This window comes from Micromonospora eburnea, from assembly GCF_900090225.1.
Lineage (GTDB): Bacteria > Actinomycetota > Actinomycetes > Mycobacteriales > Micromonosporaceae > Micromonospora > Micromonospora eburnea.
This window is the reverse complement of sequence record NZ_FMHY01000002.1, coordinates 2,929,523-2,942,930: the sequence shown is the minus strand read 5'-3', so window position 1 is coordinate 2,942,930 and position 13,408 is coordinate 2,929,523. Positions and strand designations below refer to the sequence as shown.

General features: G+C 76.8%; 4 protein-coding genes. All 4 read right to left on the bottom strand.

Annotated elements, in window-relative coordinates:
• Positions 1-174: 174 nt before the first annotated feature.
• From GA0070604_RS13705 to GA0070604_RS13690, 4 genes are read right to left on the bottom strand one after another with little or no spacing between them, the layout of a single operon-like run.
• Positions 175-756, bottom strand: a complete 582-nt coding sequence (locus GA0070604_RS13705) for a flavin reductase family protein (RefSeq protein WP_091118298.1) — start codon at positions 754-756, stop codon at positions 175-177.
• Positions 753-1,547 (bottom strand): thioesterase II family protein, encoded by a 795-nt coding sequence (locus GA0070604_RS13700; protein ID WP_091118297.1) that lies wholly within the window; start codon positions 1,545-1,547, stop codon positions 753-755. Before GA0070604_RS13700 ends, GA0070604_RS13705 begins: the two co-directional genes overlap by 4 nt.
• Positions 1,548-1,551: 4 nt before the next feature.
• Positions 1,552-3,960: a type I polyketide synthase gene (locus tag GA0070604_RS13695; RefSeq protein ID WP_091127105.1), complete on the bottom strand. Its 2,409-nt coding sequence runs from the start codon at positions 3,958-3,960 to the stop codon at positions 1,552-1,554.
• Between the two features lie 11 nt (positions 3,961-3,971).
• Positions 3,972-13,397: a type I polyketide synthase gene (locus GA0070604_RS13690; RefSeq protein ID WP_167363458.1), complete on the bottom strand. Its 9,426-nt coding sequence runs from the start codon at positions 13,395-13,397 to the stop codon at positions 3,972-3,974.
• Positions 13,398-13,408 lie beyond the last annotated feature (11 nt).

Below are 13,408 nucleotides of genomic sequence, written 5' to 3'. Positions count from 1 at the left end.
CCCGCCGTGCAACGTCGTGCCGCATCCGGGATGTGGTGGCCTCAGGCCGCGCCGAGGCCACTACATCCGGGATGCGGGCGAGCGCCGGTCACCGTCCCGACGTGTCGCGCCGGGCGGCCCGCATGTCGCGGCCACCCGGTCAACCGGTTCTCAGCGGGGAGACGACAGCGACGGTCAGGACCAGTCGAAGGCCTGCGCGTCGGAGAAGAGGTAGCTGCCGTCGACGGAGTCCGACCAGGTGGCGTAGCGGCGCAGCCCGTACAACAGGGGGCGTTGCGGACGCAGCCGGGTCACCGCCCGGACCCGGCCCAGCACCACGACGTGATCGCCGACGACGCTGTCCTCGACCACGTCGCAGTCGGCGATGGTGTGCGCGGCGTCGAGCAGGTGCGGACCGGCGGCGTCGCCGTCGGCGCGCCACCGGACCTGCTCAAAGCGGTCGACCGCACCGGAGGCGAACAGCTCGGCGAAGGCCCGGGCCTGCTCGTGCAGCAGGTTGACCGCGAACGACCGGGTGGCCGCGATGGCCTCCAGGGTGGGACTGCCGCAGCGCAGGCAGACCAGCAGGATGGGCGGGTCGAGGGACACGCTGCACAGTGACGTGCAGGTCATCCCCCACGGCCGGCCGTCGCTGTGCAGCGCGGTGGTCACCGTGACGCCGGACGGGAAGCTGGCCATCAGGGGTCGCATGTCGACCGGAGTGGTGCTCGGCGCCGACGCGGGATCCGCCGGGGCGAGCCGGTCCGTCGTGTTCATCGTGCACTCCTCATGCCGGGTGACGCGGCGGCGACCACGCCGGGGGTGGACCGGAGCGCCGCCCGAATCTCCGCCACCAGCGCGGCGGTGAAGGACCCGAACTCGGCGCCGAGAAAGTGGAAATGGCCGCCCGGAAAGAGTAGCCGCCGGAACGGCCCCGTGGTCTCGTCCGCCCAGGCCGCGATCGCCGCCGGCGGGGCCCAGTCGTCCTCCGTACCCCCGAAGGCGGTGAGCGGCACGGTCAGCGGCGGCCGGGCGGGCGGCGCGTACGCGGCCAGCGCGCCGAGGTCGGCGCGGACCAGGCGGAGCAGTTGGGCGCGGAACTCCGGCACCTCGTGGATCCGGTCCGGCATGCCGCCCAGCGCGAACAGATGCCGCATCATCTCGTCGTCCGAGACGTCGTACGGCAGGGACGCCTTCGGTCCCCGGTAGCCGGCGGCCGGCCGGCCGGACACCCCGACCCAGACCGGTTCGACGCCGAGCGCGCCGAGTGCCCGGGCGGTCTCCGCCGCCACCACCGCGCCCAGGCTGTGCCCGAACAGCGCCAACGGCGCGTCGGCCCAGTCGAGCAGGTCCTGCACCATCCGGGTCACGATGGCGGGGATGTCCCGCAGCGGCTCCTCCCGATGGCGGCGCCCCCGGCCGGGCAGGTCGGGCAGGAGCAGGTCCCACTCCGCGGGGACACCCTGGCTGACCGGGAAGTAGGCGCTGCCGGAACCGCCCGCGTGGTGGAAGACCACCAGGCGCAGGTCGGGGTCGGGAACCGGCCGCGGCCGGAGGAACGCGCTCATGTGGTCACTCCCGTTCCCCGGCCGCGACCGGTCGGCCGGTGATGTGGTCGGCGATCGTCGCCAGCAGTGCCGCCAGCGGGCGGTCGATGGGCAGGTCGTCCGGGGTGAGCGCCACCTGGAACCGTTCCTCGATCCGGGTCATGAACAGGGTGGAGACGAAGGAGTCCCCGCCCGTCTCCAGGAAGGACCGGCTCGGGTCCAGCTCCTCCTCGGCGTGCAGCACGTCGCGCAGCTCGGACATCAGGTACGCCTCGATGCCCGCCCGGTCGGTGGGCAACGGCTCGTCGCCGCCGTCGCCGGACTCCCCGTACGCGGTGGTCGCCGCGCCGACCGGCTCGTCGACCCAGAACCGGCGGCGCCGGAACGGGTACGTGGGCAGGTCCGGCCGGAACCGGGCGCCGGCCGGTCGCAGGTGGTCGAAGCGGACGTCGAGCCCGGCCAGGAAAAGCGCGGCGAGGGCGTCGAGCAGCAGCCCGGGAGCCGCCTCGGGCACGGCGGTGGCCAGCGGCGCGACCCGCGCCGTACCGTCCGCGCCCGGCCACTGGAGACGGGCCGCGTCGGCCGGTCGACCGGTGTCCCGGCGGCACCGGACCCGGACCCCGAGTCGGCCGAGCAGGGCCACCCACCGGTCGGGCGCCTCCGTACCGGCGTCGCGCGGCAACAGCCCGGGATACCGGGCGTGGACCGCGTCCAGCGCCACCGCCAGAGCGGTGTGGTCGGGAGCGACCCAGAGCGTGACCGGACGCAGCCGCCCGGCCGGTTCGGCCGGCCGCCGTACCGCTGCCGCCAGCCGGACGGCCAGGTCGTCGGCCGTGCCACCGACGACGGCCACCCGGTATCCGAACGGCGCGCGGCCGCTGCGCAGGGTGTGGCAGAGCGCCGGCAGGTCGGCGGGGTCGGTGGTACGCAGCCGCGCCACCACCGCCGCGCCCAGGGTGGCCAGGGCCTGCGGGTCCCGGGCGGACAGGGTGAGCAGTTCCGGCCCGTCCGGGGCCGCCGTCCCGCCCTCCTCCCCCGCCGGCTGGTACGCCTCAAGCACCACGTGCGCGTTGGTGCCGCTCATGCCGAACGAGTTCACCCCGGCGACCCGGCGGGGCAGCTCCGCCGGCCAGGGCGCGTTGCGCCGGGGCACGGTGAAGCCGAGCCGGTCCCACGGGATGTGCTCGTTGAGCGGACCGTCGGACTCGCTCAGCGCCGCCGGGATCTCACCGTGGTGCAGCATGAGCACGGTCTTCATCAGCCCGGCCACCCCGGAGGCGGCCTCCAGGTGGTTGAGTCGGGCCTTGACGCTGCCGATCGCGAGCGGTACGCCGCGCTCGCGGACCGCGTCGCCGAGCGCGGCGTCCAGCGCGCCCACCTCGACCGGGTCACCGAGCAGCGTCCCGGTGCCGTGTGCCTCGACCCAGCCCACGTCGGCCGCGCCCACCCCCGCGTCGGCGAGGGCCGCCCGGACCACCTCCTGCTGGGCGGGGCCGCTCGGCACGGTCAACCCGGAGGCGGCGCCGTCGTGGTTGACCGCGCTGCCCCGCACCACGGCCAGGATCGGCCGGCCCTCCCGTTCCGCCTCGTCCAGCCGCATCAGCACCAGCACGCCGACGCCCTCGCCCCGGCCGTACCCGTCAGCCGAGGCCAGGAACGACTTGGAGCGGCCCTCCGGGGACAGCGCCCGGCTCTGGCACAGCGACACCATCAGGTTCGGCGACAAGAGCAGGTTCGAGCCGCAGACCAGCGCGTACCGGCACTCGCCGGCACGCAGCGCCCGGCTCGCCAGGTGCAGCGCGACCAGCGAGGATGAGCAGGCGGTGTCCACGCTGACCACTGGGCCGGCGAAGCCCATCACGTAGCTGATCCGGCCGGCGCCGAAGCAGAGCCCGCCACCGGTGGCGTAGTAGGGGTCGAGCGGCGTCTTGTCCTCCCGGACGGCGAGCCGCTCGCCGTACTCGGAGGCCATCATGCCCAGGAAGACCCCGACGTCCAGCCGGTCGGCGCGGCGGACCGCGATCCCGGCGCGCTCCAGCGCCTCCCAGGCCGTCTCCAGCAGCAGCCGCTGCTGCGGGTCGAGCAGCTCGGCCTCGCGCTGCGAGATGCCGAAGAAGTCCGCGTCGAAGTGGCCGATGTCGGTCAGGAAGGCGGCGCGGTCCACGTAGGACCGCCCCGGCCGGGCCGCTCCCGGCTGGTACGCGGACCGCAGCCCGGGCCGATCGGCCGGGATACCGGTGACCGCGTGCCCGTCCCCGCGTAGGAAGTCCCAGAGCTGTTCCGGCGTACGCAGGTCGCCGGGGAACCGCAGGCCGAGCCCGACGACGGCGAGCGGGGGCCGCCGTTCCCGCTCCAGCTCGCGGATCCGGGCCTGCTGCCGGCGGGAGAGCCGAAGCTGCTCCTCCACGAGTCGCCGCAGCTCGGTCGCGTCCATGGTCACGTCCCTCACTCCTCCATGGCCAGGTCCGCCCGGACGGCCCGGACCAGCTCGTCGATCGACAGGTCCGCCAGGTCGTCGGCCGTCCCGGCCGGGTCGTCCGTCGCGCCGATGTGGGACGCGCCGGGCCAGCCGCCGACGTGGGACGGCTCGTCGGCCGGTTCGTCGTCGGGATAGAGCAGGTCGATCGCGTACGCGGCGACCTGCGCGATGGTCGGGTGGTCGATGGCCACGGTCGCGGGCAGGTCCGCCGCAAGCGCGTGCGACAGCCGGGTCCGCAGGTCGATCACCATGATCGAGTCGAGACCGAGATCGGCGAAGCCGGCCTCGTCGTCGAGCGCCCCCGGGTCGCCCAGCGCGTCGCCGGCCACCCTCCGCACCGCCGCCCGGAGCCGGTCCTCCCGCTCGTCGGTGGCCGTCCGGTCCAACTCCTCGCGCAGCCAGCCGCGCGGCATCACGGGTGCGGCGGCCGGCGCCGGCCGGGCGCCCCGGTCGAGCAGCGGAAGCAGCAGCGCCGCCCTGGGGTGGCCGGCCGCCCGGTCGACGTACTCGCGGGCGTCGACGGCCACCGCGACGATCCGGTCCCGACCGGCGGTGAGCGCGGCGCGCAGAATGCTCTCGGCCTCCTCGTCGGTGAGGGCCCGTACGCCCAGCCGGTCGATCGCCCGCCGGGTCGCCTCGGTGGCCGCCAGCCCGCCCTTGACCCGGGGCGTCCACGGGCCCCAGTCGATGCTCACCGCCGGCAGGCCGTGGCCGCGCAGCCGGGTGGCGAGGCCGGCGAGGTAGCCGTTGGCGGCGGCGTAGTTGGCCTGGCCGGCCGAGCCGAGCACCGCGGAGACGGAGGAGAAGTGCACCAGCGCCGCGGGCCGCCGCCCGGCCATGGCCTCGATCAGCCGGTCCGCTCCGGCCGCCTTGCCGGCGAACACCTCCTCGAACGCGGCCTCGGTGAGCTGCGCGAAGGCGCCGTCGGCGGTACGTCCGGCGAGGTGCCAGACGCTGCCGATCGCGCCGTCACGTTCCGCCTCGGCCACCATCCGACGGCAGTCCTCGGCGTCGGTGACGTCGCCGCGTACCACCCTGATCCGGGTGCCGGCGGCGGTGAGCTGGTCGATGGCCGCGCTGGCGGCCGGGTCGGGGGCCGAGCGGCCGACGAGGGTGATCGCGGGGACGCCCTGCCGGGCGAGGAAGCCGGCGACGCTCAGCCCCAGCGCGCCGAGCCCACCGGTGACCAGCGCGGTGCCGCTGGTGACGGCGTCGGGCAGGTCGGCGTCGGGGGCCGGCAGCGGTCGCAGCCGGGCCACCTGGAGCCCGTCGCCGCCGATCCGCAGCCGGGTCTCCGGCAGGCCGCGGCGCAGCTCGTCGAGGAGCAGCCCGGCAGCGGGCCCCGGCTCGGCGTCGGCGGCGAGCACGACCCGGACCAGGCGGCGGTCCGACTGCTCCGCCTCGACGGCGGCGAGCATCCCCCACAGCGCCTCGCGCATCGGGGCGGCCTCGGCGCCGTCGGCGCAGACCACCAGGTACGGCACGGACGCGGGGGCGGCCCGCAGGTCGTCGACGAGCCGGCGTACGGCCTGCCGGGCCGCGTCGGCCGACGCCGCCGGCTCGGCGGCGGCGAACCGCAGGTCGAGCACCAGGTCGGGCGGCTCCTCGCCGGGGTACGCGACGAGGTCGGCCAGCTCCGCGACCGCGTCGGCGAGCGGTGGCAGGACGTCGTCACCGAGCACCGCGGCGCGCACCGGCGTCGCCGGGGCCGGCTCCGGCCGGTCCGGCTCCGGCGCGGTCCAGGCCAACTCGTGTACGTGGACGGCGGCGTCCCGCAGCGACCGTTCCAGCAGTTCCCGGGGGGCGTGCCGGATCCGGAACCCGTCGACCGCGAGCACGGTCCGCCCGCGCCCGTCGAACAGGTGCAGGTCGGCCTCGTGCACCTGCCGGCTGCCGTCCGGCGCGGTGGTGGCGTGCCGGGCCCGTACATGTCCCCAGAGTTCGCCGGCGTGCTCGGGCCGGCGGGCCAGGGTGAGCCGGGCGGCGGCGAACGGAATCGCCAGTCCGCTCCGGCCGGCGTCCGCCGCCGCGCCGTCCGCCACGTGCGGGGCGACGCCGAAGGTCACCGTGCTCTGCAGGCAGGAGTCGAGCAGGCCGGGGTGGATGATCCAGCCGGCCGGGTCCTCGTTCATCCGGTCCGGTTGGACGTACCGGACCAGGGCCTCGTCGCCGCGGATCCACACCTCGTCGATCCAGCGGAACGACGGGCCGAGCAGGTAGCCCATCTCCCGGAAGTGCTGGTAGAAGTCCGTTCCGGCGAGGTGCCGTTCGGCGGCGGCCTGGAAGGCGGCGAGGTCGGGCACCGGTCGGGGTTCGACCTCCGGGTCCGGCAGCAGCCGGGCGGAGAGGTGCTCCTGCCAGCGGTTCCGCTCCGGGTCGACCAGGCTCTGCACGCTCACCGTACGGCCGCCGTGCTCCGGCTCGGCCTCGATGACCTGCAACTCGTAGCGCTCGCCGTCGTGCAGCACGAGAGCCCGCGGGAAGACCAGGTCGGCGAGGGCGGGCGGGGTACCGTCCCCGGCGAGCGCGGAGAGGGCGGTGGCGGTCTGCGACGCGCCGGGCACCGAGACGGTCCCGTACAGCCGGTGGTCGGCCAGGTGGGGCGGGTACGTCGTGCTCCGCTCGGTGTGGAACACCCGGCCGCGCAGGGCCGGCGAGCGGACCGGCGTACCCCAGGCCGGCGCGCCGGCCGGCGGGCCCGCCGGCACCGGCTCCCCGGCCGGCGCGGCGGGGGCCCAGTAACGGGTCTCGGCGAACGGGTAGCGCGGTGCCTCGACGCGCCCGCCCGGTCGGGGGCGGGGTTGCACCCGGTCCCAGGCCACGTCCTGGCCGAGCGGATAGAGCGCGCCCACCGCGGAGAGCAGGGCGGCCCGGTCGGCCGAGCCACGGCGCAGCGACGACACCAGCCCGCCGGCCGGCGCGAGGCCCGCGGCGCGGACCAGGTTGACCAGGGTACGGTCCGGGCCGATCTCCAGGCAGACGTCCACGTCGAGCGCGGCGAGCTGCCCCGCCCCGGCGTGGAAGCGAACCGGCTGGCGGGCGTGCCGCACCCAGTAGTCGGCGTCGTAGGTGTCGGGCGTGGCGACCGCACCGGTCAGGTTGGAGATGACCGGGATGGTCGGCGGCTGGTGGCTCAGCCCCGCGCAGATCGCCCGGAACTCGTCCAGCGCCGGGTCCAGCAGCCGCGAGTGGAAGGCGTGCGAGACGCTCAGCGCCCGGTGCCGGACGCCCTCGGCGCGCAGCCGCCCGGCCAGCGCCTCGATCTCCTCGGGCAGCCCGGAGACCACGGTCGCCTCGGGGCCGTTGACCGCCGCCACGTCCAGGGCGGTCCCGGCGAGCAGGTCACGTACCTGTTCCTCGGTGGCGGCCACGGCGAGCATCGCGCCCGGCCGGGTGGCCTGCATCAGCCGGGCCCGTTCGGCGATCAGGTCGAGGCCGGCGGGCAGGTCCAGCACTCCGGCCACCACGGCCGCCGCGATCTCGCCGACGCTGTGGCCCATCACCACGGCGGGGGTCACGCCCCAGGAGCGCCAGAGTTCGGCCAGCGCCACCTCAAGGGTGACCAGGGCCGGCTGGGTGACCCGGGTCTCGTTGATCGCGGTCCGGTCGTCGCCGGAGAACACCAGCTCGGCCAGCGAGCCGCCGAGGGTCGGCGCGAGCCGCCGGTCGCACTCGTCGAAGACCGCCCGGAACACCGGCTCGGTCTCGTACAGTTCGCGCCCCATGCCGAAGAACTGGCTGCCCTGCCCGGAGAAGAGGAACGCGATCCGGGGCGGCCGGGCCGCCGCCACCGGGTCGGCCGGCGGCTCGGCCGCGGCCACGAGTCGGGCCCGGTCCCGGCCGGACAGCGCCACCCGGTACGGCAGATGGGCGCGGCCGGATCCGGCCAGCGCCGCCAGGGCGGGCAGGTCCGCCTCGGGGGCGGCCGCGATCCGCTCCCGCCAGCGGTCGACCAGCCGCCGCAGCCCGTCGGGGTCCGGGGCGGACAGCGGGACGAGCAGCGGGACGCCCGGGGCGGTCCCCTCCTCGACCGTCGGGGGCGACGCCACGGGGACCGGCACCGAACCGTTCGCGGCGTGCCCGGGCTGCGGCAGGACCGGCACCGAGCCGTTCGCGGCGTGGTCGGGCTGGACCACTGGCGCCGAACCGTTCGCGGTGTGGCCGGGTCCCGGCACCGACAGGGCCGAGCCGTTCGCGGCATCTGCGGGCCGGTGGTGGGTCGGGGCCGACTCCGGGCCGGCGAGCAGGACGTGGGCGTTGGTGCCGGTGAACCCGAAGCCCGACACGCCGGCCAGCCGGGGCCGGTCGGTACGCGGCCAGGGCAGCTCGTCGGCCACCACCCGCACGTCCATGCCGGTCCAGTCGATGTGCGGGTTGGGCTCGGTGAAATGCAGGTTGGCGGGGATGCGGTCGTGCCGCAGGGCGAGCACCGTCTTGATCACCGAGGCCATGCCGGCGGCCGACTCGCAGTGGCCGATGTTGCTCTTGACCGAGCCGAGGCGCAGCGGCCGGTCGGGCGAACGGCCCGGTCCCAGCACCCGCCAGGCCGCGCCCACCTCGATCGGGTCGCCCAGGGAGGTGCCGGTGCCGTGCGCCTCCAGGAAGTCCACCGCCGCTCCGGCCACACCCGCGTCGGTGAGCGCGGCGGTGATCACCTGCTCCTGCGCGCGGCCGTTCGGCGCGGTCAGCCCGGAGGAGCTGCCGTCCTGATTGACCGCGCTGCCGCGAACCACCGCGAGCACGGCATCGCCGTCCCGGTCGGCGTCGGCGAGTCGCTTGAGGACGACGACCCCGCACCCCTCGGCCCGGACGAACCCGTTGGCGTCGGCGGAGAAGGTGCGGCACCGGCCGTCCGGGGACAGCATGTGCGCCCGGCTCACCGCCACCGAGGCGAGCGGGTCGACGATGACGTTGACCCCGCCGACGATGGCGGCGTCGACCTCTCCCGCACGCAGCGCCCGGACGGCGAGGTGCAGGGCGACCAGGGAGGACGAGCAGGCGGTGTCCACGGCGAGCGCCGGCCCCGCCAGGCCCAGCACGTACGCCAGTCGGCCGGCGACCGCGTTGAGGGCGGTGCCGGTGCTGTAGTACGCGTCGAGCCGGTCCACCCCGGCACCGGCCAGCACCCGGGCGTAGTCGCCGTTGCTGACCCCGACGAAGACGCCGGTGCGGGTTCCGGCCAGCCGTCCCGGGTCGATGCCGGCGTCCTCCAGGGCGTGCCAGGCGCACTCCAGCAGTAGCCGCTGCTGCGGGTCGAGGTTCTCCGCCTCCCGGGTCGGGATGCCGAAGAACGCGGCGTCGAAGCGGGCCACGTCACGCAGGAAACCGCCCTGGTCGGTGGTGATCCGTGGACCGGTGTCCCGGTCGGCGGCGTGGAAGGTCCGGTGGCTCCAGCGCTGCGGGGGCACCGCGCCCACCGCGTCCCGACCCGAGCGCAGCAGGTCCCACAGTTCTTCCACCGAGTCGGCGCCGGGGAAGCGACCGGCCATCCCGACGATCGCCGCCGGCTCGGCCGGGGCCGCCACCGCGGCGACCGGGGTGGCGTTCGGGGCGGCCGCCACGTCGCGGTCGGCGGCCTCGGCGCGGGACGCCGCGACGGCGGCGGTGGCGGCGGTGGCGGTGGCGGTGGCGGTGGCGGTGGCGGCGGCCAGGGTGGCCGGCCCGCCGTTGGCCGCCGCGTCGACGGCGTGGAGCCGGGCGTGATCCGCCGGCCGGGTGCCGACCGCCACGGCCGGCGCGAGGCCGGTCAGCACGGGTACGGCCGCCGGGCCGTCGCGCAGGGCGAGCAGGTGCGCCGCGAACTGGTGGACGGTCGGATGGTCGAACACGTCGGCGACCTGTAGCGGGACCTCGAACGCCTCGGCGAGCCGGCGGGCCAGGTCCACCGCCATGATGGAGTCCAGCCCGAGGTCGAAGAATCCGTCGTCCTCGCGGATGACGTGGCCCTCCGGGTGCCCGAGCTGGGCGGCCAGCAACCGCGCCACGTGCCCGCGCGCCACCGCCGGGCGGGCCCCCACCGGCAGCGCGTCCAGCTCCGCCGCCACGGACGGCTCCCGCTCCTGCCCGCGGTCGACGGCGGTGGACGCGTCGGCGGTGGCCGGCGCGGCGGCGAACAGGCCACGCGGACGCAGCCCACCCAGCACACTGTCCAGCCGCGACCGGTCGAGCGGGCAGGCCACCAGGTAGCCCTCGGGGCCGGGCACCTCGTCCCGCAGCACCTCGCACCCGGTGGCCGGGTCCAGCGCACCCACCCCGATCCGGGCGAACCGCTCCCGGGCGTCGCCGTCGGCCATCCCGGACACCGCCCACGGCCCGTACGCGATGCTGACCGCCGGCAGCCCGCACGCGCGCCGGTACGCCGCCAGCGCGTCCAGGCCGCCGTTCGCGGCGGCGTACGCCGCGTAGCCCTCGGTGCCCCACAGCGCCGAGACCGAGGAGACCAGGATGAAGAAGTCCAGCGGCAGGTTCCGGGTCAGCTCGTGCAGCCACCAGGCGCCGCCCACCTTGGCCCGCAACGCGGCGGCGATCCGCGCGCGGTCGAGTTCGGTGGCGGGCACCCGCTCGATGGTGCCGGCGGCGTGCAGCACCCCACCCAGGGGCGGCATACCGCGCAGCGTCGCGACCACCTGCCGTCGGGCGTCGGCGTTGTCGCACCCGCCCCCGACGTAGCCGACCCCGATGCCGTCGCCGCGCAGCCGGGCCAGCAGCTCCCGGGCGTCGACGTCCAGCTCGGACTCGGCGCGCCGACCGACCAGCAGCAGCCGGCGGGCGCCCCGCCGGACCAGGTCGGCCACCAGTTCCCGGCCGACCGCGCCGAGCGCACCGGTGACCAGGTAGGTGGCGTCCGCGCGGACCGGCAGGCGGGCCGGCGACGCGGCCCCGTCCCGCAGCCGGGCGGCGTGGAACCGCCCGCCCCGCACCGCGACCAGGTCCTCCAGGACCGGTCCGGCCGGCGCGGCGAGCAGGTCCACCACGGAATCGAGGTCGTTGGGGGCCGGCTGCCAGGGCAGATCCACCACCCCGCCGAACGCCGTGCCGAACTCCAGGCCCAGCACCGGTGCCAGGCCGTGCAGCAGCCCGTGCGTGGTGGCCGACACCTCGTCGGCCGGGCCGGTGCGGCGGACGCCCCGGGTGAGCACGACCGCCCGGCGGCCGGCGGCCCCGCTGCCGGCCACCGCCGCGGTCACCGCCGCGACGGTGTCCGCCGCGCGCCGTACCGGATCGGCCGGGTCGTCGGCGTCGGGCGTGGCGTTGGTCGGGTCGGCGGCGCCACCTCCGCTGTCGGCCGGGCCGGCAGCGTCGGGCCCGACGGCCGGGGCCGCGTCGTTCTCCGGGGCGGTGTCGAGGACGGGATGCGCGGCGGGTACCAGCACCAGGGTCTCGGCCGGTCCGTCCGGCCGCCCGGCCCAGAACCGCGCCCAGCCCCCGGGGTCGGCCGGCAGCGTCCCCGTCCGCCAGCCGGCGGGTGCGGCGACCGGGTCCGGGCTGAGCAGCGTGCCGGCCCGGCCTCGGGCCGCCGCGGCGGCCGCCAGGTCGGCGAGCAGCGACGCGTCGTCACCGGCGAGGACCACCGGGCCGGCGGGGTCGGCGGGGGACGGTCGGTCCAGCTCGACCCAGGCCACCTCGTGGGTGTGCGTGGCCGGCACCGGACGGTCGGGCTCGCCGGTGGCGGGCCGTTCCGGGGCGTGCCGCTGGCGCTGCCATGGGTAGCTGGGCAGGTCCAGCACCGCTCGCCCGTCGGCCGGCGCGTCCAGCGCGGCGGGATCGACCTCGACCGGCGGGGCGCCGGAGGCCAGCGCGGTGAGGGCGGCGTACGCGGCGGCCGGGTCGGTGGCGGCGATCCAGGCGGCGACCGGCAGCCGGCTGCGCCCGGTGTTGGCGGTGGCGGCGAAGGCCGGGTAGTCCGCCGCCGGCAGCCGCAGCACCCGCTGCGCGTACGCGGCGGCCAGCGCCCGCAGCGCCGCCGGGGTACGGGCGGAGACGACGAAGCCGGCGACCGGACCGGTTGGTGGCGCCGGCCGCTCGGCCAGCTCGTCCGGCTCGACCGGGCCGAGGAGCAGGTGGGCGTTGGTGCCGCTCATTCCGAACGAGCTCACCCCGGCCAGCCGCCCGGCATCGGCGGCCCAGTCGACCAGCCGGTCCGGCACCACGATCCCCGTGCCGTCCAGGTCGATGCGGGGGTTGAGGGTACGCAGGTGCACCACCGGCGGCACCTGCCGGTGCTGCACGCAGAGCACCGCCTTGACCAGCCCGGCCACCCCGGCCGCGGCCTCCAGGTGGCCCAGGTTGGTCTTCACCGACCCGACCGCCAGCGGGGCGCCCCCGTTGCGCCGGCCGAGCACGGTGGCCAGCGCCTCCATCTCGATCGGGTCGCCGAGCGCGGTGCCGGTGCCGTGCGCCTCCACGTAGCCGACGTCGGCGGCCCCGGCCCCGGCCCCGGCGAGCGCCTGCTCGATCAGGGCCACCTGGGAGAGCACGTTCGGCGCGGTGAACCCGCTGGACCGGCCGTCCTGGTTCACCGCGGAACCGCGGATGACGGCGTGGATCCGGTCGCCGTCGCGGACCGCGCGCGCGAGGGGCTTGAGCACCAGCGCGCCGGCCCCCTCGCCCCGGGTGAAGCCGTTGGCCCGGGCGTCGAACGCCTTGCACAGCCCGTCCGGGGCCAGCGACCGGGTCTGCACGACCAGCCGGGTCGAGCGGGGCGACATGATCAGGTTGACTCCGCCGGCGATCGCGATCTCGCACTCGCCCCGGCGCAGCGCCTGCACGGCCAGGTGCACCGCGACCAGCGACGAGGAGCAGGCCGTGTCGACGGCCATCGCCGGGCCGGTCAACCCCAGGCTGTACGCGAGCCGGCCGGCCGCGAAGCAGTGCCCGTTGCCGGTGGCCCAGTAGGCGTCCGGCTCGCCGGGCAACCAGTCGCGGTAGTCCTGCCCGGTGATGCCGACGTACAGCCCGACGGGCCGGCCGGCGAGCTGGTCGGCCGGGGCGGCGGCGTTCTCCAGCGCCTCCCAGGCGACCTCCAGCAGGAGCCGGTGCTGCGGGTCGAGCGCGCGGGCCTCCCGGGGGCTGATGCCGAAGAAGTCGGCGTCGAAGTCCAGCACCTCGTCGAGGAACCCGCCGCGCTGCGGCAGGTCCGCCCACTCGGCGGCGAACGGGCCCTGCCGCCGCGCCGGCATCGGGCCGACCAGGTCGCGCCCGGCGGCCAGCGCGTCCCAGTACGCCTCGGTGCCGTCGATCCCGCCGGGCAGCCGCAGGCCGACCCCGACGATGGCGACGGGCTGGTCGCCGCCCTGCTCGTCGAGCCGGCGGCGGAGCGTACGGATGGTGGCCAGAGCCCGCTTGAGCTGGGCGTCCTGCCGCCTGGCGGCGGCGTTGTCGGTGTCGTCCATGACCTCGGTTC

Bases quoted from the DNA above. Each gene is read 5' to 3' on its own strand.
- GA0070604_RS13705 (WP_091118298.1), bottom strand. From the start codon at position 756: ATGAACACGACGGACCGGCTCGCCCCGGCGGATCCCGCGTCGGCGCCG.
- GA0070604_RS13690 (WP_167363458.1), bottom strand. From the start codon at position 13,397: ATGGACGACACCGACAACGCCGCCGCCAGGCGGCAGGACGCCCAGCTC.
- GA0070604_RS13700 (WP_091118297.1), bottom strand. From the start codon at position 1,547: ATGAGCGCGTTCCTCCGGCCGCGGCCGGTTCCCGACCCCGACCTGCGC.
- GA0070604_RS13695 (WP_091127105.1), bottom strand. From the start codon at position 3,960: ATGGACGCGACCGAGCTGCGGCGACTCGTGGAGGAGCAGCTTCGGCTC.